The 22,360-nt window shown below is 68.4% G+C and carries 23 protein-coding genes and 1 CRISPR repeat array; of the genes, 8 read left to right on the top strand and 15 right to left on the bottom strand.

What is annotated here, in order from left to right; translation table 11 throughout:
• Nucleotides 1-79 precede the first annotated feature (79 nt).
• Complete coding sequence (locus tag ACN27F_RS04360) at nt 80-1,372, top strand: hypothetical protein (protein WP_421431318.1); 1,293 nt, start codon at nt 80-82, stop codon at nt 1,370-1,372.
• A gap of 76 nt (nt 1,373-1,448) precedes the next feature.
• Here ACN27F_RS04360 and ACN27F_RS04355 read toward each other — a convergent pair whose 3' ends face one another.
• Entirely contained in the window at nt 1,449-2,336 is an 888-nt protein-coding gene (locus tag ACN27F_RS04355) for a LysR family transcriptional regulator (RefSeq protein ID WP_421431317.1), read from the bottom strand.
• Between the two features lie 137 nt (nt 2,337-2,473).
• Between ACN27F_RS04355 and ACN27F_RS04350 the strand changes: the two genes are divergently transcribed.
• Nucleotides 2,474-3,337, top strand: coding sequence for an aldo/keto reductase (locus tag ACN27F_RS04350; protein ID WP_421431316.1), 864 nt, complete (start codon nt 2,474-2,476; stop codon nt 3,335-3,337).
• Nucleotides 3,338-3,419: 82 nt separating this feature from the next.
• The gene (cas6, locus tag ACN27F_RS04345) at nt 3,420-4,178 is read left to right on the top strand and encodes a CRISPR system precrRNA processing endoribonuclease RAMP protein Cas6 (RefSeq protein WP_421431315.1); all 759 of its coding nucleotides are present in this window, start codon (nt 3,420-3,422) and stop codon (nt 4,176-4,178) included.
• 252 nt (nt 4,179-4,430) lie between these two features.
• On the opposite strand, the gene uppS is transcribed toward cas6, so the two are convergent.
• A complete protein-coding gene (gene uppS, locus ACN27F_RS04340) occupies nt 4,431-5,207 on the bottom strand; it encodes a polyprenyl diphosphate synthase (protein ID WP_421431314.1) in 777 nt (258 codons plus the stop codon).
• Nucleotides 5,208-5,321: 114 nt separating this feature from the next.
• On the opposite strand from uppS, the gene cas1 reads away from it, so the two are divergent.
• The 3 genes from cas1 (at nt 5,322) to ACN27F_RS04325 (ending at nt 11,219) form a co-directional block, all read left to right on the top strand.
• Nucleotides 5,322-6,398 carry a CRISPR-associated endonuclease Cas1 gene (gene cas1 / locus ACN27F_RS04335; protein ID WP_421431313.1) on the top strand — a complete coding sequence of 359 codons (1,077 nt, stop codon included), beginning with the start codon at nt 5,322-5,324 and terminating at the stop codon, nt 6,396-6,398.
• A complete protein-coding gene (gene cas2, locus ACN27F_RS04330; protein WP_421431312.1) occupies nt 6,374-6,676 on the top strand; it encodes a CRISPR-associated endonuclease Cas2 in 303 nt (100 codons plus the stop codon). Before cas1 ends, cas2 begins: the two co-directional genes overlap by 25 nt.
• Before the next feature lie 212 nt (nt 6,677-6,888).
• Nucleotides 6,889-10,472: a CRISPR direct-repeat array (repeat unit 37 nt; unit sequence GTCAGAAACCACGTCACGCCCAAGGGCGTATAGAAAC).
• Nucleotides 10,473-10,556: 84 nt separating this feature from the next.
• Nucleotides 10,557-11,219 carry a DUF6518 family protein gene (locus ACN27F_RS04325; protein ID WP_421431311.1) on the top strand — a complete coding sequence of 221 codons (663 nt, stop codon included), beginning with the start codon at nt 10,557-10,559 and terminating at the stop codon, nt 11,217-11,219.
• Between the two features lie 341 nt (nt 11,220-11,560).
• Here ACN27F_RS04325 and ACN27F_RS04320 read toward each other — a convergent pair whose 3' ends face one another.
• The 3 genes from ACN27F_RS04320 to ACN27F_RS04310 all read right to left on the bottom strand — a co-directional run bounded on the left by ACN27F_RS04320 (nt 11,561) and on the right by ACN27F_RS04310 (nt 12,758).
• Complete coding sequence (locus ACN27F_RS04320; protein ID WP_421431310.1) at nt 11,561-11,965, bottom strand: type II toxin-antitoxin system VapC family toxin; 405 nt, start codon at nt 11,963-11,965, stop codon at nt 11,561-11,563.
• Entirely contained in the window at nt 11,962-12,159 is a 198-nt protein-coding gene (locus ACN27F_RS04315) for a hypothetical protein (protein ID WP_421431309.1), read from the bottom strand. The genes ACN27F_RS04320 and ACN27F_RS04315 overlap by 4 nt, the downstream gene beginning before the upstream one ends.
• A 275-nt stretch (nt 12,160-12,434) precedes the next feature.
• A complete protein-coding gene (locus ACN27F_RS04310; RefSeq protein WP_421431308.1) occupies nt 12,435-12,758 on the bottom strand; it encodes a hypothetical protein in 324 nt (107 codons plus the stop codon).
• A 260-nt stretch (nt 12,759-13,018) separates the two neighbouring features.
• On the opposite strand from ACN27F_RS04310, the gene ACN27F_RS04305 reads away from it, so the two are divergent.
• Entirely contained in the window at nt 13,019-13,480 is a 462-nt protein-coding gene (locus tag ACN27F_RS04305; protein ID WP_421439953.1) for a DJ-1/PfpI family protein, read from the top strand.
• Nucleotides 13,481-13,496: 16 nt separating this feature from the next.
• On the opposite strand, the gene ACN27F_RS04300 is transcribed toward ACN27F_RS04305, so the two are convergent.
• The 3 genes from ACN27F_RS04300 to ACN27F_RS04290 all read right to left on the bottom strand — a co-directional run bounded on the left by ACN27F_RS04300 (nt 13,497) and on the right by ACN27F_RS04290 (nt 15,184).
• Entirely contained in the window at nt 13,497-14,090 is a 594-nt protein-coding gene (locus tag ACN27F_RS04300) for a Uma2 family endonuclease (protein ID WP_421431307.1), read from the bottom strand.
• 75 nt (nt 14,091-14,165) lie between these two features.
• A complete protein-coding gene (locus ACN27F_RS04295; RefSeq protein WP_421431306.1) occupies nt 14,166-14,360 on the bottom strand; it encodes a DUF397 domain-containing protein in 195 nt (64 codons plus the stop codon).
• Nucleotides 14,357-15,184: a DUF5753 domain-containing protein gene (locus tag ACN27F_RS04290; protein WP_421431305.1), complete on the bottom strand. Its 828-nt coding sequence runs from the start codon at nt 15,182-15,184 to the stop codon at nt 14,357-14,359. The genes ACN27F_RS04295 and ACN27F_RS04290 overlap by 4 nt, the downstream gene beginning before the upstream one ends.
• 205 nt (nt 15,185-15,389) lie before the next feature.
• On the opposite strand from ACN27F_RS04290, the gene ACN27F_RS04285 reads away from it, so the two are divergent.
• Nucleotides 15,390-15,932 (top strand): hypothetical protein, encoded by a 543-nt coding sequence (locus ACN27F_RS04285; protein WP_421431304.1) that lies wholly within the window; start codon nt 15,390-15,392, stop codon nt 15,930-15,932.
• Between the two features lie 119 nt (nt 15,933-16,051).
• Here ACN27F_RS04285 and ACN27F_RS04280 read toward each other — a convergent pair whose 3' ends face one another.
• From ACN27F_RS04280 to ACN27F_RS04250, 7 genes are all read right to left on the bottom strand, one after another.
• Nucleotides 16,052-16,330, bottom strand: a complete 279-nt coding sequence (locus tag ACN27F_RS04280; RefSeq protein WP_421431303.1) for a hypothetical protein — start codon at nt 16,328-16,330, stop codon at nt 16,052-16,054.
• A 177-nt stretch (nt 16,331-16,507) separates the two neighbouring features.
• Nucleotides 16,508-17,422, bottom strand: a complete 915-nt coding sequence (locus tag ACN27F_RS04275; protein WP_421431302.1) for a septum formation family protein — start codon at nt 17,420-17,422, stop codon at nt 16,508-16,510.
• A gap of 2 nt (nt 17,423-17,424) precedes the next feature.
• Nucleotides 17,425-18,324, bottom strand: a complete 900-nt coding sequence (locus tag ACN27F_RS04270) for a septum formation family protein (RefSeq protein ID WP_421431301.1) — start codon at nt 18,322-18,324, stop codon at nt 17,425-17,427.
• Between the two features lie 90 nt (nt 18,325-18,414).
• On the bottom strand, nt 18,415-18,846 hold the full coding sequence (locus ACN27F_RS04265; protein WP_421431300.1) for a nitroreductase/quinone reductase family protein: 432 nt from the start codon (nt 18,844-18,846) through the stop codon (nt 18,415-18,417).
• 63 nt (nt 18,847-18,909) lie between these two features.
• Entirely contained in the window at nt 18,910-19,929 is a 1,020-nt protein-coding gene (locus ACN27F_RS04260) for a polyprenyl synthetase family protein (protein WP_421431299.1), read from the bottom strand.
• Nucleotides 19,926-20,954, bottom strand: coding sequence for a terpene synthase family protein (locus ACN27F_RS04255; RefSeq protein ID WP_421431298.1), 1,029 nt, complete (start codon nt 20,952-20,954; stop codon nt 19,926-19,928). Before ACN27F_RS04255 ends, ACN27F_RS04260 begins: the two co-directional genes overlap by 4 nt.
• Nucleotides 20,951-22,342, bottom strand: coding sequence for a cytochrome P450 (locus tag ACN27F_RS04250; protein WP_421431297.1), 1,392 nt, complete (start codon nt 22,340-22,342; stop codon nt 20,951-20,953). The genes ACN27F_RS04255 and ACN27F_RS04250 overlap by 4 nt, the downstream gene beginning before the upstream one ends.
• Between the last annotated feature and the right edge of the window lie 18 nt (nt 22,343-22,360).

The raw sequence follows: 22,360 nt of genomic DNA, 5'->3' as shown, positions 1-22,360 counted from the left end.
GGGCCGACCGGAGGATTGCGTACGCCGGTGCAGTGGTTACGGTCGGCTGACCGTACCGGTGACGAGGACGAGGTGACCAGTGTCCGAAGGGGCGCAGCAACAGCCGGGGGAGGCGCGACCTGCCCGCCGGACCGTCGACCCGGCGCGCTTGGCGCGGTGGCTGGCCGGTCCGGCGGGCACCGGGTTCATCGGCGTGTTCTTCACGGTCGCGACGGCCGCGTTCAGCGCGGCCGGTGGCATCGTGCCCGACCTGGCCGCCGAGGGCTGGACCGGGGGCCGGGGTGGCTGGCTGGTGACCTTCGGCGTTCTGGCGGTCGGGACGCTCGCCAGTGGTGTCATGCTCTGGTGGTGGCGGAACCGGCTACGGGAGACGCTCGGCGTCGCCTACGTCGTCAACGAGGTGACGGCCGGTTGGACCCCGGAGCAGAAGGAAGGCTTCCTCAGCGACGTACGGGACCGGTTCGCCGTGTTCCGACCGGTGCCGCCGCTGCGCACCTTCGACCGGGCGGCGGTGTGGCCGCAGGGGAAGGAAGCGACCCGGTGGGGCCGTGACGTCGACACGCTGGTCCGGCACTTCCAGGTGGCGAGCTACGACCCGGACGGCCGGGACGCCGCGCTGGACCGGTCCCTGTTCGTCTGGGCACCGTGGCCGGTGGCGGTGGCGTTCGGGCAACGGGTGACGGCGAACGAACGGGGGCGGGCGCTACGGGTCCGTCAGCGGGACAGTTTCGGTCGGCAGGGGCCGCTGCGGGTGGGGCAGCTCGACGACGGGCACACCTTTCAGAGCCCGGTCGACCGGCCGGACGGTGGATTGTTCGGCGAGCTGCGGGTGCAGCGTCATCCCGCGCAGCTCCAGGTCGTCCGGGACGACGAGACGGGAACGGCGGGCGGTCACCAGCAGCAGCCGGGCGAGGTGCTGCTGCTGGTGCTGCGAACGAACCATCACGAGTTCGGCCCGCTGCCCAGGTTGCCGGTCGACGTGACGCAGCGGGCCGCGCACGACGACGCGGCGGCGTCGAACGGCCGGGAGCCGATCGTCGTCGAGCTGTACGACGCGGCCGGGCTGGGCCTGCCGGACACCGCGTCGACGACGGTGCGGGAGTGGCGCTACCTGCCCCGGCCGGGGGAGATCTACCACCAGTGGCAGGACTATCCGCAGATCGTCGCGGTGGCGGCCCAGTGGATCGCCGACCAGGCGGCCACCGCGCCGGGCGCGACGATCCTGCTCGGCGCGCAGGTGCCGCAGGAGGTGTCGGTCGGCCTGGGCATCCGGTCCGCCCGGCAACCCGGCTGGCCCCGCGAGCTGTGGCCGTTGGTGCACTCGGTCGGTAACGGCACGTTCACCGTGCCCCGGCTCAACCTCGGCCGATAGCCAGTTGCGGTCGGCGGGCGAGCGCAGTGTGCGCGGCAGGTCGACTTGCGGAAGCCGGGCCAGTCGACGTCACGTCTCACCCGGTCGTCGTCGAGGGTCGGATGCCGTCGAGGGCCAGCAGCGCGGTCGCGGCCGTGCTGGGGTGTCGCCCGCTCGCGGTCGCGACGGCGAGGTTCCACTGCGGCGGATCGGTGACGGGTACGAAGCGCGCGGCGGTCCGCTTGGTGGTGAAGAACCGTGGTACGACGGCGACGCCCAGTCCGTGACTGACCAGGTCGAGCAGCCAGTGCACGTCGTTGACCTCGAACGCGACCCGCCGTTCGACGCCGGTGGCGGCCATCGCCTGATCGGCGACGTCGCGGGTGATCCAGCCCGGTGAGAAGTCGACGAAGATCTCGCCGGACAGCTCACCCAGGTCGACCTCGGCCCGTTCGCGCAGTGGGTGGTCCGGTCCGCAGGCCAGCACCATCGGCTCGGTGCGGATCGGGGCCAGCGTGACGCCGGACACTGGGCTCGCGGGCGTCGAAACGAAGGCCAGGTCGAGGTCGCCGGTGCGGACGCGTTCGATCAGGTCCGGTGACCCGCCCTGGCGGAGCCGGATCTCGACGCCGGGGTGGGCGGTGTGGAACCGGGCCAGTGCCGCCGGCAGGTCGACCGCGCCGAGGCACTGCAGGGTGCCGACCGCCAGCTTGCCGTGCAGCAGCCCGCGTACGGCGGCGACAGCGTCCTTGGCGGCGGCGACGTTGGCCAGGGCGTGCCGGGCCTGGGTGAGCAGAGCCCGACCTTCGTTGGTCAGCTCGACGCTGCGGGTGTTGCGGACGAACAGGCTGACGCCCAGCTCACGCTCCAGCGAACGGATGGACGTCGACAGGCCGGACTGCGCGACGTGCATCCGTTCGGCGGCGCGGGTGAAGTGTCGCTCCTCGGCGACCGCCACGAAGTATTCGAGCTGGCGTAGCTCCACGATTCATCACCAACACTGATCGCCGGGATCGGATCCTTCTGTTGGACAGCTTAGCCGTGGGGTAAGAGGGTGGAATCCGGGCGACGCGGGGACACGACCCGCGGTGCGCACTCGGACCATCTCGCGAAGGAGTCATCATGGACACCCGCCGCATCGGCGACGTCGGCGTCGGCGCGATCGGCCTCGGCGGCATGCCGATGTCGATCGAGGGCCGGCCCGACGAGCAGCGGTCGATCGCCACGATCCACGCCGCGCTGGACGCCGGTGTCACGCTGATCGACACCGCCGACGCCTACCACCTGTACGCCGACGACGTCGGCCACAACGAGTCGCTGATCGCCCACGCCGTGGCGACCTACGGCGGTGACACCTCCGACGTGCTGATCGCCACGAAGGGTGGCCACCTGCGACCCGGCGACGGCTCGTGGACCAAGAACGGCTCGCCCGACTACCTGAAGCGCGCCTGCGAGGCGTCGCTGAAACGGCTCGGCGTCGAGGCGATCGGCCTCTACCAGTTCCACCGGCCCGACCCCACCGTGCCGTACGCGGACTCGATCGGCGCGATCCGGGACCTGCTCGACGCCGGGAAGATCCGGCTCGCCGGCATCTCCAACGCCGACCCGCAGCAGATCCGGCTCGCCAACGACATCCTCGGCGGGCGGCTGGTCAGCGTACAGAATCAGTTCTCCCCGGCCTTTCGCTCCAGCGAGCCGGAGCTGACGCTCTGCGCCGAGCTGGGTATCGCGTTCCTGCCGTGGAGCCCGCTCGGCGGCATCGCCAGTGCCGCCGACCTGGGGTCGCGGTTCGCGGTGTTCGCGCAGGTCGCCCGGGAGTACGGGGTCAGCCCGCAGCAGGTCTGCCTGGCCTGGATGCTGGCCAAGGCGCCGGTCGTGATCCCGATCCCCGGCGCGTCGCGCCCGGAGACGATCCGTGACTCGGCCGCCGCCGCCGACCTCGACCTGTCCGCCGAGCACCTGGCCCGCCTCGACCAGCCCGCCTGACCGACCGGGCTGATCGCGGTGACTTGTCGCGGGTGGATCGGCTGGCCTACGTTCGAGTGTTCGCCGGGCGGAGGAGTGTGTGATGCCGAGCAGGTGGCAGTTCGTGGTGCCGGGGGTCGACCCGGCCGGGGTGCGGCTCGAACACGTCCACGCGGTGGTGTCGCGGTGGTTCGATGTGGACGAGGCGGCGCACCGGTCACATGCGAAGGCGTACAGCGTCAGCCCGCCGGTGGCGCACCCGGCCGGCACCCTGGTCGAGGTCGGCCTGCTCGACGACGCTTTGGTCGACAAGTTGCGTGCCGGGGCGGGGTCGGGGGCGGTGATCCGGTTCGGCGGTCAGGTCGGCGCGTTGGTCACCGGGGCGCGACAGGTGGCCGGGGTGTCGTGGTTGGAACTGGCGCGGCCGTCCGGCGATGCGGCGTGGTCGCTGCGGTTCCTGACCCCGGCGACGTTCCGCCGGGGCAACGGATTCACGCCCTGGCCGGACCCGTGGGCGGTGGTGGCCGGGCTGCGGTCGATGTGGCGGGCGAGCGCGCCTGCCGGGCTGCCGGAGCTGGTGCTGCCGCTGCCGGGCGGTGGCGGGCCGAGCGGTGGCGGGCAGGCGGAGCGGTCGGACCGGGACGCGCTGTGGGTGAGCGACATCGACGGCACCAGTGACGTGGTCAAGGTCAGCGGACGTACGGTGTCGGGCTTCCTCGGCCGCATCCGCTACGTCTGTGACGGGCCGACCGCCCTGGTCGGCGCGGTGGACCGGTTGATGCGGCTGGCACCGTACAGCGGGGTCGGCGCGCAGCGCGGACGCGGCTTCGGCCTGGTCCGCCTCGAACCGACCTGGCGGTGACGTCGGCGAGGCTACCTTTGGACCTGGCCCCGGGTGGTTTCGGGTAACTGGGCACCGCTCACGGCCGGCGACATCTCCTCACGCAGCCTGGCACGTCGAGCCACCCGGTCAGGGCTGTCCCACTCGGGGCCGGCGGCACGCGCCCCAGCCTTGACGTCCCTCCAGTCCCTCCACTTCGTCGGGCTCATCGCTCCTCCTTCAGCCTCTACGCCGGGTCTCGGGTGCGAACGGGAACGGGTCGGCCAGCCGGGTTCAGGGTTTCCGCTTGCGGGCGGCGTACGAGCGCAGCGCCCGGAGTAGGTCGATCTTGCGGAAGCCGGGCCAGTAGACGTCGCAGAAGTGCAGCTCGGAGTGGGCTGCCTGCCACAGCAGGAAGCCGGATACCCGGCGTTCCCCGCTGGTGCGGATGACGAGATCCGGGTCAGGCTGTCCGTTGGTGTAGAGGTGGGCGGCGATCTGGTCGGCGGTCAGTTGCTGCGCGATGTCGTCGAGCGTCGCCCCGCGTCGTGCCTGGTCTTCCAACAGCGACCGTACGGCGTTGACGATCTCCTCCCGGCCGTCGTAGCCGATGGCCACGGTCACGTGGTGGCCGGTCTCCCGCTGCCGGGTCGCCTCCTCGGCGAGCTTCAGCGCGTCCCGGGTCGAGTCGGGCAGCACCTCAAGTCGGCCGGCCAGGTGCAGCTGCCAGATGTTGTCGTCGCGGGTCAGCCGATCCGTGACGACGGTCTCGATCATGCCCATCAGGTTGTCGACCTCGTCCGACGCGCGTTTGCGGACGTTGTCGACGGAGGCGACGAACACCGTGACGTGCCGGATGCCGATCTCGGCACACCAGCTCAGCACCTCGTCGAGGTGTTCGGCACCGTGCCGATGCCCGACCTTTGGGTCGTCGAACCCCATCTGCCGGGCCCACCGCCGGTTGCCGTCCATCACCATCGCCAGGTGGCGGGGCAGCTCGGTGGCGGTGAGCTGGGCGCGCAGCCGGCGGACGTAGAACCGGTGTCCGGCGTCGAGCAGCGGTCGCATCATCGCCTGATCTCACCACGCTTGCTCGCCCGGACACAGCCCAGGTCGGTCAGCTAATCGGCGGGCGACCGGGTAACGGCGGGTGGTGACAGCGGTAGGAGACGGGGCGGTCCGGCGGTGAGTTTCGGCGTCGATATGGGTGATATCGACCCGTACGGCGGGATCGGGTCGCCGGACGACGAGCGGGCACCGACCAAGGTGATCTACGTCGGCGTGCCGGGCGCGACGGTGCGGGTGACGGCCGGACGGCTGATCGTGGACTCACCCGACGGTGTCACCCTGCTGAGCGTGCCGGCCGGTCACGTGCGTGGCCTGGCGCTCTGCGGGCCGGTGGGGTTGTCGGCGGGTGCCCGCAACTGGGCGTTACGCGGCGATGTCGACGTGGTCTTCGCCTCCTGGCGTGGGCAGTATCTGGGCCACCTGGCCGGCTCCGGCACCCGCCGGGTGGAGCGGCTGCGGGCGTTGCTGGCGGCCTCGGACGACCCGGGGCGGGCGGTGACGTTCGGGCGGGCGGTGGTGACGGCGAAGCTGTCGAAGCAGGCGGCGCTGCTGCACCGCAGCCGCCGGCAGGAACGGCACGATCAGGTCGACACCGCGATTCTCGGGATCATCCGGTCGATCGACACCGTGGCGGGCGCGACCAGCCGGGACGAGATCATGGGGGCTGAGGGCGCGGCGGCCCGTGCCTACTTCGCGGCGCTGGGCGCGTTGCTGCCGGCACCGCTGCGGTTCGCCACCCGGTCGCGTCGACCGCCGCTGGACGTCATCAACTCGGCTTTGTCGTTCGGCTACACGTTGCTGCTTGGCGAGGCGGTGACCGCGCTGACGACGGCCGGCCTCGACCCGGCGATCGGGCTGCTGCACACCCCGGCGGACCGGCGGCCGAGCCTGGCGTTGGACCTGATCGAGGAGTTCCGGCCGTACGTGGTGGACCAGGTGGTGCTGCATCTGGCCCGCACTGACCGGCTGGGTCTGGAGCACGGCAGCGAGGAGGCCGACCGGGCCGGCGTGCTGCTCAACCGGGAGGGGCGGGCGGTGCTGATCGACGCGTACGAGCAGAGGATGGCGACGGTGACCCGCAGCGCGCTGCCCGGCTTCACCGGGTCGATCCGTCGCCACCTGCACCGGCAGGCACAGCGGCTGGCCGCGTGGGTGGAGCGGGATGTGCCGTGGGACGGATTGGAGTGGCGTTGACGACGGTGCTCGTGTGCTACGACATCTCGCGGGACAGCTGTCGGCTGCGGGTGGCGGCGGCGCTGCACCAGTGGGGTGAACGGATCCAGCGCAGCGTCTTCCTCTGCCAGATCGACCGGGCCGGGCTGGCGCGACTCGCCGCCCGGTTGGAGCGCATGATCGACGTGGAGACGGATACGATTCACATCGTGCCGATCTGTGCTGGCTGTCAGGATCAGCTGGTGGTGATCGGTCAGCACCGGATCGACCCAGAGCCACCCTACTGGGTGGTGCTGTGACGAAAGGTGCGGGAGGCGCAAGGTAGGCCGGATGACGGACGATCCGGGCCTGGGTAGGCGGTCATGAAAATCGGTGGTACGCCGTGCAAGCCGCTGAGCTGCGGAAACACTAGAAATAGTGACCTGTGTCACCTATCGAATGTGGATCTCCGGAGGTCGCCGTGCAGGGGTTGTGCATCTGCGCTGGTCACGGGCCTGCCAGAGCGGGTAGGGTCAGAAACCACGTCACGCCCAAGGGCGTATAGAAACCCTGTGCCACGGCGAACATCCCGTGCCAGACCTCCCGACGTCAGAAACCACGTCACGCCCAAGGGCGTATAGAAACCGGCTCACCAACACCGCCACCAATGGTGAATGCGATGTCTTGTCAGAAACCACGTCACGCCCAAGGGCGTATAGAAACAATTTACTGCGTCGACGACGTTCATCAGCGGCAAGTTGGTCAGAAACCACGTCACGCCCAAGGGCGTATAGAAACTCCGAGCGGGTTGGCGCGGACCCCGAGATTGGAGAGTCGCCGTCAGAAACCACGTCACGCCCAAGGGCGTATAGAAACTGGCCGCGATTCAGGCTGCCCACCGGGCGCATCAACGCGTCAGAAACCACGTCACGCCCAAGGGCGTATAGAAACCGGGGAGGCCACGTTCATCACCTGTTCCACGTGCTATGTCAGAAACCACGTCACGCCCAAGGGCGTATAGAAACCGGGGAGGCCACGTTCATCACCTGTTCCACGTGCTATGTCAGAAACCACGTCACGCCCAAGGGCGTATAGAAACCGGGGAGGCCACGTTCATCACCTGTTCCACGTGCTATGTCAGAAACCACGTCACGCCCAAGGGCGTATAGAAACGCTGTTGCCCGACAGGTCCGCCTCACGGTACGCGGCCCTGGTCAGAAACCACGTCACGCCCAAGGGCGTATAGAAACCTGAAACCATGTCGTCTTGGTAGCAATGACAAGTCAGAAACCACGTCACGCCCAAGGGCGTATAGAAACTTGTACACCTGGTCAGCAAGACCTAGCTCAACCGGTCAGAAACCACGTCACGCCCAAGGGCGTATAGAAACTCCAGGAAACCTCGAATGGGGTCCGCCTCATTCCTAAAGCGTCAGAAACCACGTCACGCCCAAGGGCGTATAGAAACTCCAGGAAACCTCGAATGGGGTCCGCCTCATTCCTAAAGCGTCAGAAACCACGTCACGCCCAAGGGCGTATAGAAACAGGTCGATCATCTCGTCGATCCCGTTGCGCAGCAGGACCAGGTCAGAAACCACGTCACGCCCAAGGGCGTATAGAAACTTGGTGACCGTGTCCCAGTTCTTCCACAGGGCGACCCCAGTCAGAAACCACGTCACGCCCAAGGGCGTATAGAAACTTACGGTTGAAGATCAGCGCGTCCTTGTACACCGGCAGTCAGAAACCACGTCACGCCCAAGGGCGTATAGAAACGCCGGAACGTGGGGGTCAGAAACCACGTCACGCCCAAGGGCGTATAGAAACCTCTGGTGCCGGCAGGCGGCGACCATCCGCCAGATGGTGGTCAGAAACCACGTCACGCCCAAGGGCGTATAGAAACTAATGCTCTTTCGACCTAATCGACCGTCGACAACAAGGTCAGAAACCACGTCACGCCCAAGGGCGTATAGAAACATGCAAATGTTTTTTGCCAACAAGGAATTCTACAGTCAGAAACCACGTCACGCCCAAGGGCGTATAGAAACTCGACCCATGAAACCCCCTCTCTATGTGTGCTAATCCTCCAGTCAGAAACCACGTCACGCCCAAGGGCGTATAGAAACGCGAAGGCCGCCGCCGCGACGCTCTTTGCGTCCATGGTGGTCAGAAACCACGTCACGCCCAAGGGCGTATAGAAACCCAATGACCGGCCCGTCGCCCTCGCCCAGGGCGAGTCAGAAACCACGTCACGCCCAAGGGCGTATAGAAACGTTCGCTGTCGGAGACGGGCATGTGGCTGCCGGCGGCGAGTCAGAAACCACGTCACGCCCAAGGGCGTATAGAAACCAGTTGCTGTCACATGTGCCAATTGTGACGCAATAGCATACAGGTCAGAAACCACGTCACGCCCAAGGGCGTATAGAAACGTGCCCTGTTCGCCCGGCACGGTGCAAGCGAATAGGCCGTCAGAAACCACGTCACGCCCAAGGGCGTATAGAAACGTCACGAGTGGTGGTGCGTCTCGACTCCCGGCATGCCCGCCATGTCAGAAACCACGTCACGCCCAAGGGCGTATAGAAACTAGATAGCGATCTGGTCACGTTCTACGCCCGCCTTGATCGTCAGAAACCACGTCACGCCCAAGGGCGTATAGAAACGGATCGACAAGCGTTGCGGTTGTCGACCTCATGCTAGAAAGTCAGAAACCACGTCACGCCCAAGGGCGTATAGAAACCTGTTAGCTACCTTTAACGCGTAGCCGTATTCCAAGGTCAGAAACCACGTCACGCCCAAGGGCGTATAGAAACGCGAGCGCAAACGCGGCCGACGTGTACGCGGCCGTGGTCGTCAGAAACCACGTCACGCCCAAGGGCGTATAGAAACGCGGTGATGCCGCCGACCGACCACAGCGGCTCAGGTCAGAAACCACGTCACGCCCAAGGGCGTATAGAAACACACCCGTGACACCAGTGACTTCCCTGGTAGCAGCCTTGATCGTCAGAAACCACGTCACGCCCAAGGGCGTATAGAAACGTGTCATCTGAATTCGCTCGCTGGCCTGTTGATACAAGTCAGAAACCACGTCACGCCCAAGGGCGTATAGAAACGCGTTGGCGTGCGCGCCATCCGCCATGAGGTCCCCTGCGGGTCAGAAACCACGTCACGCCCAAGGGCGTATAGAAACGTCTAGCCATAGGCGGTTGGTGTCCGGCTCGCGCCAGCCACCGAGTCAGAAACCACGTCACGCCCAAGGGCGTATAGAAACGGGATGATTTCCCCCTCGCGCTCAACGCGGCTGCCGCGCCAGGTCAGAAACCACGTCACGCCCAAGGGCGTATAGAAACACTGAAGTGCGTGAAATCCTCCGTGCCGGCAACCGACGTCCAGTCAGAAACCACGTCACGCCCAAGGGCGTATAGAAACATCTCGCATGGCGACGGATACCAATACCGCCTGCCTGGCCTGTCAGAAACCACGTCACGCCCAAGGGCGTATAGAAACCGGTCACGGCTTCATCGTCATGGACCCTCTCGGGGGAGTCAGAAACCACGTCACGCCCAAGGGCGTATAGAAACCTGTTGGTCCAGTCGATCCACCAGCTGGCGTTGGTCTTGCGGGTCAGAAACCACGTCACGCCCAAGGGCGTATAGAAACACCAGGACGGCCAGCACCGCCACGCTGGCCAGGGTGCGCGTCAGAAACCACGTCACGCCCAAGGGCGTATAGAAACTAGATGCCGCTCCAGGTCCTCGACCCGATCCTCCGGCACGAGGTCAGAAACCACGTCACGCCCAAGGGCGTATAAAAACCGGGCGACAGTCAGCGGGCTCACCGGCGCACCCCCACAAGTCAGAAACCACGTCACGCCCAAGGGCGTATAGAAACATCTTGTCGCGGGTGGCGAGCTCGTGCTGTGGTCGGTCGTCAGAAACCACGTCACGCCCAAGGGCGTATAGAAACTGGAGAACGTCACCTTGGCGTTGGCTGGAATGTTGTCGACGAGTCAGAAACCACGTCACGCCCAAGGGCGTATAGAAACCCGACGTGTACGCGGCCGTGGTCGCGGCGATCAGCGGCGGCGTCAGAAGCCACGTCACGCCCAAGGGCGTGTAGGAACGTAGGAGTGGGGCAGGTGGCGGCGCGGCTGGCCGCCCGCTGCAGGAGAGGCTGTCGCGCTCGCGGCACGGTAACGTCCGGCATCATGTATCCGGACAATCGGCGCGTCGCGCTCGTCGCGGTGCTCGGCGGCTTCCTGCTGGGATTCGTCGACTTCGTATGGATCAAGTTCATGCCTTGGTGGCCCCTTGCCGACCTCGGCAACTCGTCGGCGGTGTGGGCGGTCGCCGCGTTCTTCTTCGGCTACTGGGTCCGGACCGGATGGCTGCGGGCGGCTGCCGGTGCTGCCGCCGGACTGGTGATCGCCGGACCCGCCTACTACGTGGCGGCGGCGCTGATCCAGGGCGACAACTGGTCGCGGCTCTGGTCGCCGACGTCGCTGCTCTGGATGGCCTTCGGGGTCCTCGCCGGAGTGGTCTTCGGCATCGGCGGCGTCTGGGCACGCGGCTCGGGCTGGCGACAGACCATCGGTACGGCCCTGCCGGGAGCGGTGTGCTTCACCGAGGCGGCCTTGGAGGCGGCCCGGATCGGCGATCCGAGCTACGGCAGCGAGCCGATCCCGCATGTCGTGGTCCGGGCGGTGCTCGGCGTACTGGTGATCGTCCTGGCCGGTCGAACCACCCGCAACCGGCTCCTCAGCCTCGCCACGGCGCTGCCGTTGGCGCTTCTCGGCCTCGGCGCGTTCCTAGCTAGGTCGAACGGGGCCAGTCGCACCCCGCTGGCCACGAGCGGCCCCGCCACGCCGTGACGATCGCGATGGCACTCAACCCGATCGTGGGCCGGAGCGATCGGCTGCCGCGCCGCTCCGCGGCTTGCCACCGGGTACCGGGGTACAGGCGCGCGGAGAGCCGGCGGCACGGCAAGCCGCCCCCCGGCCCAACAGGCCGGGGGGCGGTAAGCCACACGCCGCCGGACAGCCACGCGCCCATCGCGCTGCCGCGCCAGCCACGTGCCAGTAACCCGTGTCCCAGGCGGGTCAGCAGCGGTCATGATCGGGTAGCACGACACCGCCGTTGACCAGGCGATCCGGGCAGATCGCAACAGCCGGAAACGATCTTCCAAACTGAGGCTCCGAAGGCGCAGCAGCAGCTACGAGACGTCGAAGAGGCGGAGGCCCTCGTACTCGGCGAAGTCGGCGTAGTCCTTGCCGTTGAACGTCGCCAGGGGTAGCCGCTCGACCAGGCAGCACGCCGCGATCCAGGAGTCATTCGTCGGCCGAGGCCGGCCCCGATGCTGCGCCCGCGCCTGGATCTGCCCCCAGGTCGTCGCCACCACCTCATCGAACGGAAGAACGACGACATCTGACCGCCACTGCGCCAGGTCAGCCAACTTGCGCGGCCCCCAGCTACGCAGCACGGTCCATTTGGTCAGCTCCCCGAGCGTCACGAACGTGATGCACAGGGTCCTACCGGCCAGACGGGCACGAAGCCGGTCAGGCACCCGGCCCCGGAGGATTGCCGACGCGACATCGGTATCCAGGACAACCAGGCTCACTCTGCCCCAGCCCGACGGGAGGCGTACAGGTCCGCGAGGAAGTCATCCAGCTCCGCATCCGACTCGAACAGGTCCGGCCGGGCAAGGTCGTCGACGGAGACGACCGGGCGCACGCCCTGACGACGCGCCAACTCCTCAGCCGGCACGTGCTCAGCGGTCGGCCACTCGGACGACTGCTCGGCGTTGCTCGACATCACGGCTCACCTCCTCGCGGCTCTCGGCCACGTCACATACTCCCACACAGACCCGACGGCAGGGTCGCCCGCGTCGCGGACCATTCACGGACTGATCTTGAACGTCGGTGGCTGAGATCGCCGCGCCTCCGCAGGTCAGCACCCCCGACGCTGCCCGATCCGAATTCCATTCCTAAGCCGTGAGCTTGTACGGCGTACCCGCCGGCCAGGCAGAACCCGAATTTGGCCGCAGCACCCAGCGCGACTCGCGAGTCGTTGGTGAAACGGGTCCATGATCAGGCAGCGCCTACCAGAGTCTGGAATCGAGACTCCCACAGCCATCGGACTCTGCGGGGCAGCCAGAGCTGGTGCCATACACGGCGCAGGGTAGGGCCGTGTAGGTAGGTGCGCAGGTCTTCGACCTGCGTCGATTCGCGGATGACCCGTTCGTACATCAGATTCCGCTGGCGTGCGTCGGACAGGTCATATCGGCCCTGCTCCGACCAGTCCAGGTGCAGCGGTAGCTCGACCACACCCTTGGTGGGCCCGGTCAGCTCCTCCAGCGACCCCGGCACGGTGTAGGGCCGGCCGTCCTCGTACAACGTCCGTGGCTGCGCCATGCGGCCATTATCTCCTACAGCTCGGCGCTGTTCGGCCATGGACGGCTCGCGGATCAGCGGAAACTCGACGAGCCGTCTGCCGGGAACCATCACCTTCCGATCGCCGACTATCTATCCGCTGGCCTTCGTGGCGGAGGGACGTAGATGAAGCGACGGGCGATGTTGACGGGTGGGGCGGCGGTGGGCGTCGGGGCGCTGACCGGCGGACCGGTTGCGGCTGCGGCGACGGCCGCGCCACCGCGTGACACGGGCGGCCACGTCTGGTCACCGCAGCGTTCGGCACCGAGGTGCGGGTCAAGCACGGTTGGCATCCCGAGACGGCCGACGTGATCATCGTGCCCGGTGGCGGTCGGCCCGGCGAGCCCGGCATCTGGGCGGAGATCGAAAACGGGGCGCTGCCCAGCGCGCTCGCCGCAGCTCCCCGGCCGAGGCTCATCATGTCGTCGTTGTGCACCGGCGCAGTGCTCCTCGCCGTGGCCGGCCTGGTCGACGGCCGTCCCTGCACCACGCACACCGTCGCGAAGCAGCAGCTGACCTCGCGCGGCGGCATCGTCAAGAACGCCCGGGTCGTCGATGACGGCGATCTGGTCACGGCTGGCGGCATCACCTCCGGGCTGGACCTGGGGCTGCACCTGGTCAAGCGCGAGTTGGGCGCGGACGTTGCCGTCCGAGTGGAGGAGGCGCTCGAATACCAGGCTCGGGGCACGATCTGGACCAGGTGAGCCAACCCAGATCCGGTCAGGCGACGGCACGGCCCTTTGGACGGGCGGCTGTCTGCTCGTCGAGCAGCGTGGCCGTATCGATCTTGAACCGGAACGGTTGATCGGTGGTCATCACGTCGCCTTTGTCCGCGGTCACGTGCTCGACGTAGTGCTCGTTGTCGAGCCGGAAGAGCCGGAGTGCCACAGCGGAGGAGCCCGGCGACTCTGGCTCAACCCGCAGGTACCACGAGATTCGGGCGGCGGCGTACAACTGCATCTTGAGCAGTCGATCGGTGGCGGCGTTGCTCGGAGACGTGATCTCGCAGATCAGCACAACCTCGGTCGCGTCGGTAACGGATCCCTCGCTGTCGGTGTCTGCGACGACGAGATCTGGGATCACGATCCGATCGGTACGCAGCCTGACGTTGATCGCCTCGTACGCCTTCAGACCGGCAGACCGGGCCGCCGGATACAGCGTGGACATCAGCAGGAAGGAGAGCTGCTGGTGACGCTTGCTCGGTGCCGAGCTGATCCACAGGCAGCCGTCGACCAGCTCCGTCCGGTCGGGTGTCCTGCCCAGCGCAAAGTAGCTCGTTTCGTCTCCAGTGCGGTTGGGATCAAGGACGTCCACGCGTCACCAGTGTCAGGAGGACGAGCGTCCCCCACCCTGAGGGTGTGGGGTGGGGGACAGGGCGATCGGTAGTGGTCAGTGGGGGAGGGCGCCGATCTGTAGAGCGGTGGTGAAGTCGCCCCACTGTCGGGTGGTGAAGGTCAGGGTGGGGCCGGTGCGGTCCTTGCTGTCGCGTACTTCGGCGTGGCCGGCGTGCCGGCGGGCCTCGACGCACTCGCCGCCGTTGCCACCGCTGCGGCTGGAGGTGAACCAAGGGGTGTCGGGCTTCATCGCAGGTGCTCCTCGATCGGGACCGACTGCTCGCGGATCAGCCGGAAAATTCGACGGTACTCCGCCAACTCCTCCGGACGCTCCAGATAACGAGCACCCACATGCGACTCGACGTAGGCGATGTCCGGGTCGTCCGGGTCGGCGAAGTCCAGCAACGTGAACGGGCTGACCATCGCCGCGTGCGCACCGGCCGACCAAGGCAGGACGCGGATCTCCACCCGGACCCGTCGGCCGAGCCCGGCCAGGTGAGCGCGCTGCTCGGCCATCACCGCCGGGCCGCCGACCTCGCGGGCGAGGGCGCCCTCGCCGAGGATGGCGACGATCCGGGCCGGCTGCTCGCGGTCGTAGTAGGAGATTTGCCGGTCCAGCCGCAGCGACACCTGACCCTCGATCTTCTGCTCGGACGCCTGCGGCTCGGCGGCGCGGAACACCGCGCGCATGTAGTCCGGAGTCTGCAACAGGCCGTGGATCAGCTCGGGGTTGTAGTTGTGGATCTCGGTGGCGGCGGCTTCGAGACCGACGTACAAACGGAACCAGTCCGGTACGGCGTCACCGTGCGACTCCCACCAACCGTGGTCGTCACTGGCCCCGGCGAGCCGGGTCAATGCGTCCGTCGTCTCCGGATCGGCACCGTAGAACCAGCACAACCCGCGAACGGTGTTCATCTTGACCGGGAACTTGCCGTTCTCGATGCGCCACAACGTCGTACGGGAGCAGACCTTGGCCCGCTCCACCTCCTGCTCGGTGCGGGCCGCCTCCTCGCGCAGGCGGCGCAACCGCCGCCCGAGTTGACGGCGCACCACGGTCGGTCCGGTGACCGGCATCGATTCACCTTCCTCTCGTCCGACACATCACTACCCGCGCCAATGTTTCAAAGAGAAACCGCTGGTCGGGCTGGTCGCCGAATTCGCCACATCACAGTGGAGACGAGCCGGCGTCCACGATTGAGTCTGCCTCACGAGGGCTGGAAACGTGGTCCGCCACAAGGGTGGAACAACGAAATTCCGAAACTCGTGACGGAGGTCAAGCATGTGCCTGTTCCGTGGTGAGCCGATCGGCCGTGAGCCACGCCTGGTCCGTTCCCTGGCCGCGCGCGGCGTGCGGCGCGACGCCAGCGGCGTGGAGCGTCCCGACCCGCGCGGCAACACCCCGTACCGCTGGGAAACCGCAGGCCACGGCGGCGCGGCACCGGCACCGGCCGCCGGGACCGGCGGCGGCGCTGGCGGGGGTGGCGGCAACGGCGGGCACTGGCCGCCGGTCGCGCGCGGCGGCGCGGCCCGGCCGGAGTACCCGCTCGACGGGCTGCTGTTCTGCGCTGCCTGCGAGCGGGCGCTGACCGGTATGGAGATGCTCGGCGGCCGGGCGTACGGGTCGCCGTGCGGCTGTCGGCTCGCCGTGGTCCCCGCCGAGCAGCTCGAACACCTCGTGCTCAGCACCCTGGCGGCCCGCGAGCCAGGCGCGCTGATCCAGATCGAGCAGGCCGTCGACCCGGGCAAGCTGATGCGCCGCTATCTCGCCGAGGTGCGTATCGGCGGCACGATCGACGACCTCGAACTCGTCTGGCTGATCTGAACGCCGCGACCGGCGTCCGTGTCAGAGCTGCTGGGTCAGGTTGATCAGGCTGCCGTCCGGGTCCTGCAGGTGCGCTACCCGCTGCCCCCACGACCTGCCACCGACAGTTACCGAGGATGTCAGTTCGTCCAGAGGAAGTAGTACACGGAGGTGCCGAAGACGGTCCGCTCGCAGCGCCACTGGGTCCAGAGGCCGTTGTCGACCCCGTAGCCGGCGTACCAGATGCAGAAAGCCTGATCCGAGTAGACGTTGCGCAGGATCCAGTCGTCGGCCTGGACGACGGCTCCCGCCTCGCGCTCGGGTGCCGTGACGGGGGCGGCCGCAGCCGCTCCGGCGGTGGCGAACAGCAAAGCACCGGCCAGGGCAGTGGCGGTCAACGCGCGTCGGGCGATAGCCATGGGATGTCCTCCAGCTGTGGATCGGTGACGGATCACCAACCCTAGGCACAAGATCGACACATAACAATGTGTCGGCCGGCAGGATGACGCGACCTGAACAGATCGACTGCCGTCGCATGTCCGGCATGGGGCGATGAGTCGGGCGGTCGTCGGGATGGAGACCGCCCGACTCGACGATCAGCCGCGCGGGACGGGCAGGACGCTGGTGCCGCCGCCGTGCACCGAGCGGGTGAGCGGCGGGTCGTCGCGCCACACCAGACAGCGAATCGTGCGGTCACCGTCCGACCAGTCCTGCTCCAGGGGCGCGCTGTAGACCGTCGCGGCGCGGCGGGGCAGGTCGTCGTCGATGGGCAGACCCGCGGCGCGGGCCAACACCTGCCGGCACCGGGCATGGACCTGCCGGGCGTCCGAGGTGACCTCTGCGTAGCTGAGCTCCTCCTCGACGTAGGTCCCGACGAACTCGGCCTGGTGCGGGACGAGGCAGTCGACCCGGTTGGTCAGGACGATGCCGGCTCGGTGGATCGCCGGCGAGGTGAAGCATCCGAGCGCCAGCGGCCGGCCGCTGGCCAGCGCGCCATGCAACGGGTAGGCGCGCTCCACCAGCCGGTCGTTGTTCACCCCGGTGGTCTCGCCGAGGTCGCAGCGGAACCACCGGGCGCCGTTGCGCCAGGCCTGCTCCGACGGCAAGACGACGAGCAACCGGAGCAGACCGGCCCGCCATTCGTCACCGAGGATGTCGGCGAAGGGCAGATCACATTCCGCGCGGGCGGCCAGCCGGGCCGGCGATCCGATGGACGGGGGAACGTCCCTCATGGATTCGTCCCCGGCGATCGAACCGACGTACACCGTCTCCAGCAGATGCGGGCGGTGACACGCCACCAGCCGATAGCGGGCATAGTCATCGCCACGACCTGCAACCGCGTAGCAGACGCCTGGCCGAGGTGCCAGCGCGGCGGCCCGCATCGGGCCGGACCGCTCGACCACGTCGCGGGCCCCCTCCGGCGGCAGCAGCCCGCAGCCGCTTGTCAACATGGTCGCCAGCGTCGCCAGCACCAGCAGAAGTACCGCTCGTCGTCCGTACGATCGTCCCATGCTCACTCGTACCTGATCGGCAGGGCGTCGGGGCCGCCGCCGCGCACCGACCGGGTCAGCAGTGGTTCGAAACGCCAGACAAAGCATCGCACGGTCCGGTTGCCGTCGGACCACGCCGGCATGGACGGTCCGAGGTAGATCGTACCGGCCCGGTACTGCAGGTCGTCATCGTTCGGCACCTTCGCGTAGCTCGCCACCAGCTTGCGACAGCGGGCGTGGATCTCGGCGGAGTTCGAGTCGATCGCGTCGGAGCCCAGCTTGTCCTCCACGTACGTGCCGACGAACTCGGCCTGGTGCGGGACATCGCACTCAAGTGGTTCGACGAGCGAGTCGTCGTCCTGCCCGACCGCCGCCGAGTCGTAACACCCCAGCCGTAGCCAGTTGTCGGGATCGGCCAGGGCGTCGGCGAAGGTCGTCGTGCGCCGCATGAGATTGTCGTCGTCGATGACCCCGACGGTCTCCCCGAGATCGCAGCGGAACCAGCGGGCACCGCCGTCCCAGGCGTCCGGCGACGGGGTCACCACCACCAGGTCGATCCGTGCGGACTGCCAGGGGCCGCCGAGGAACTCGTCGACCCGCTGGTCGCACTCGGCACGAGCGGCCAGCCGGACGGCCGAACCCGGCTCCGCCGTGGCGTCGCCGTCCTCGTCGTGCTGCCCGGTCAGCGTGCCGACGTACACGGTCTCCAGAAGGTGTTCGTGCTTGCAGTCGAACGGGAGATAGTCGTCCAGGGTGCCGATCGTCGTCACCCGGTTGTGGCAGCGGCCGGCCTCCGGCACGAACTGGACCGGCTCGGCGAAGGACGGCCAGTCGTCGGTCATCGCCCGGTCCACCCGATCGGGCAGCCGCAGGCAGCCGCTGGCCGTCACCAGCGTCATCGCCGCTGCCACCACCAGCGTCATCGCCCGTGACCGTCTGCTCCACCGCCGTGCCATGCCCGCCCACTCCTCCTCAGCCGGATTCCGGCCGTCGAGCCTACGGCACCGCGGAACTCAGCCGACGGGACCAAGAAGAACCAACGGAATCTCACGCCGGGTCCGCTTCTGGTAGTTCGCGTAGTTCTGATGGCGCGCGGTGATCTGGGGCCACAGGCGAGCCCGTTGATCCGGTGTGGCGATGCTGGCGAGCATCGGCTGCCGCGCACCGCCACCGACGGCCACCTGCACCCGCGGCTCGTCGCGGAGGTTGAGGAACCACGCCGGGTGTTGGTCGTCTCCGCCGCGGGAGGCGACCACGACGTACGCCTCGCCGTCGCGCATCGGCGAGGTGAGCATCACCGCCCGGGACCTTCCACTGCGTCGCCCGGTGGTGACCAGTTCGAGTACGGGCATGCCGATGGCCTGGCGGCCGATCCGTCCGCCGCTGACTCGCAGCAGTGTCCGGTGGACGGTGTTCAGGGTTTTCAAGGCGAAGTCTGACGGCACGATTCATCATGATACGACGAGCAGTCGGCAGGCGCGGTCCTTTTCGGCCTGTCAAGGAAGGACTCAGCGGTCGCGGTGCGCGGCCAGCTCGGCCAGGCCGGCCAGCGCCTCGGCGGCGGCCGGCTCCGGCCGTACGGACGCCAGGCGCTCCATGGCCGCCGCCCGTTGCCGGTCCGCCTCCCGCCGCGCCCAGTCCCGCCCGCCGGCCTGCTCGACCAGCGCCGCCGCCCGGTCCACCTGAGCGTCGGTCAGCGGCACCGGGATCGAGTAGAGGGCGGCCAGCTCGGCGCCGGCCGGGGTGCCGCTGCCCAGGGCGAACACCACCGGCAGCGACTTCTTGCGCCGCCGCAGGTCGGCACCGACCGGCTTGCGGGTCACCGCCGGGTCGCCCCAGATCCCGAGCATGTCGTCGACCAGCTGGAACGCCATTCCCAGATGGCGGCCGAAGCCGGCCAGCCCGCGGACGCGGGTCGGGTCGGCACCGCCGCTCAACGCGCCGGCCGCGCAGGCACCGCCGATCAGCGACGCCGTCTTGCCGGCCGCCATCGCCAGGCACGCGTCCAGCTCGACCGTGCTACAGGACTCGAACGACACGTCGGCGCTCTGCCCGGCCACCAGATCCAACAGCACCTGGCACAGCTCGGCGGCGGCGTCCGGCTGCTCACGTACCGTGTCGAAGGCGAGCGCGAGCAGCGCGTCGCCGGCCAGGATGGCCTGTGCGTCGCCGAACGCGGCCCGGGCGGTCGGCCGCCCCCGCCGGGTCTGGTCGCCGTCCATCACGTCGTCGTGCAGCAGGGTGAAGTTGTGCACCAGCTCGACCGCGACCGCGGCGGGTACCGCCCGCGCCACCGGGGCACCGACCGCTTCGGCGCCGGCCAGCGCGAGTCCGCCGCGCAACCCTTTGCCCCAGCCCGCCTGCGCCGGGCCGCCGTCGGCGTCGCACCAGCCGAAGTGGTAGCTGGCGACGGTGCGCACCGGCTGCGCCAGGCGGCCCACCGCCTGGCGCAGCTGCGGTTCGATCAGCTCGCGCGCCGCCGCGAGCCGGCCCCAGGCGTCACGCGCCGCCGTGGCCGGCGCGGTCAACCCTGACTCCCGAGCAGCGTCGTCTCCAGATACTCCCCGGTGCGGGCCGGGCCGACCAGCTCCGCCGACTGGTAGCGCTTGGTGCGGCTGGACCAGTCCACGTTGCCGCGCATCCAGCTGCGCATCCCGGCCAGGTAGGGGTCGAGCACCGCCGCGTGCTGCGGGAAGGTCTGCCGCAGCTCGGTCTCGGTGGCCAGGAACAGTCGCGTCTGCGCCTCGATCGCCGCGCACACCCGGGCCACCGCCGCATCCCGGTCCAGGCCGTGGTGGTGTTCCACGATGTACGCCAGGTTGTGCACCTCGCCGAGGGAGCGCTCCTTCTCCAGCGAGTAGACGTCGTTGGTCCAGCAGACCACGTCGCAGGCGGCGTCCAGCGCGGTGCGGAACGCCGGGCTGTCGTAGACCGTGTCCGGCACGTCGATGCGTTCGACGATGTCGATGAAGTCCATGCAGACGTAGATCGCGCCGGTGTGCCGGCGCTTGGCGATGTAGGTCGCCTCGTCCGGCACGGTGCCGGCGAGCCGGTTGCCGGCCTCCCAGGTGGCCGCCGTGCTCAGGCACTCCTCCAGGTGCTGGACGAACAGTCGCCGCCAGCGGTCGGTGGCGTCCGGGGCGGTGCGCCGCCACAGGTCGGCCAGCGACGACACGGCGCGCGGCACGTCCCGGCGCCCGGCGACCGAGGCGCCGAAGTCGGCGCTGGTCAGCACCGAGCGCATGGCGGCCATCACCTCGGCCAGGTGCGCCAGGCTGCGCCCGTCGGCCCCGTCGTCGAGCTGGTCGTCGACCAGGAACAGCCAGGCGAACCAGTCGGCCATCAGCTCGGCGTGCCCGGCGTCTGCGCTCGGGTAGACCATCGAGGCGAACCAGCCGAAGTCGGCGTGCTCGAACCGCTCGCGGGCCGAGTCGCGCAGCACCAGACCGGTGTCGTGCACCCACCGGGTCAGCTGTGCGCGGGCCTGCTCGACGTGCGGGTTGATCTGGAAGGGGAAGCGGTCGAGGGTCTGCTGGATCGGATCGAGGCTCACCGGTACTCCAGGTTGAGGTGCACCCCGCCCTTGGGGTGCAGCGTGATCAGGGCTTCCGGCTGCACCTCGGGCGCGCCGGGCGGCGGCACCAGGCGGTGCCGGCGGGCGACGGTGGCCAGCACCAGGACCAGCTCGGCGAGGGCGAAGTGCTTGCCGATGCAGACCCGGTGGCCGCTGCCGAACGGCACGTACACGTGCTTGGGGCGGGCGGCGGTCGGCCCTGGGGCGAACCGCTCCGGCACGAACCGCTCCGGTTCGTCCCAGAAGTCCGGATGCCGGTGCAGGAGGTAGCTGTTTATCAGCATGTTGGTGCCGGCCGGCACCCGGTAGCCGTCGATCACGTCGTCGTCGGTCGCCCGGCGCATGAACTGGTACGCCGGCGAGTAGATGCGCAGCGTCTCGTCGGCGACCATCCGGGTGTACGGCAGCCGGGGCAGGTCGTCGAAGGTCGGTGTCCGACCGCCGAGCACCTCGTCGACCTCGGCGTGCAGCTTCGCCTCCGCCTCCGGGTGGCGGGCGAGCAGGTAGAACGCCCAGGACAGGGTGTTGGTGGTGGTCTCGTACGCGCCGATGCAGATGTTGAGCACCTCGTGGTGCAGCTGCTCAAGGTCCATTCCCTTGCCGTCTTCCTCGTCGACGGTGTGCAGCAGGAGGGTGAGCAGGTCGGTCTCCTCGCCGGTGGGCACCTGTTCGTGCAACCGGCGGTTGATGAACGTCGACACGAAGGCGTCCATGTCGGCGATGGCGGCGCGTAACCGCCGGTGCCGGGGGATGGGCACGCTCAGCGGCGGGAACGGGAAGCGGAAGAACGCGCCGAGGATGCCGTTGGCGACACCGAAGGCCCGCTCGAACGCCTGGGCGATGTCGCCGACCTGGGCGCTGAACAGTGACCGGTTGACGATCCGCAGTGCGAGCTGACCGATCTCGTCGGTCACGTCGAGGGTCTTACCCCGGCCGTAATTCGCCTCCCAGCGGACAAGCATTTGTTCGGCTTCGTCCGTCATGTTGCGGGTGAAAGTGCTGACCGTACGGGGAGTGAAATGCGGCGCCATCATCCGGCGCTGCCGGCGCCACAACTCCATGTCCGGATTCGCGATCAGCCCTTTGCGTAGCACCGGGCGGACGACTTTGAACAGTACGGCGTTTTTGTCGTACTTCTCGCCCTCGTCCACGAGCACGTGCCGGATGTAGTCGGGATGATTGACCAGCACCATCGGAATGCCGAGGGGGCGGAACCGGAAGATGTCGCCGTGGCGTTCGATCCCCCGGCCGAGAAAGCCGAGCTGATCACGCTTGAAGGCCAGGGTGCCGCCGATGCGGTCCCGGGCCCGTACGGTCGGGATTTCCTTCAGGCCAGATTGCGGACGACCACGTACGTAGGTGGGCATATGCTCTCGGGTTCCGAT

The organism is Solwaraspora sp. WMMB335, from assembly GCF_049179075.1.
GTDB lineage: Bacteria > Actinomycetota > Actinomycetes > Mycobacteriales > Micromonosporaceae > Micromonospora_E.
The sequence above is the reverse complement of the archived record's forward strand: the minus strand, read 5'-3'. Positions and strand labels throughout refer to the sequence as shown.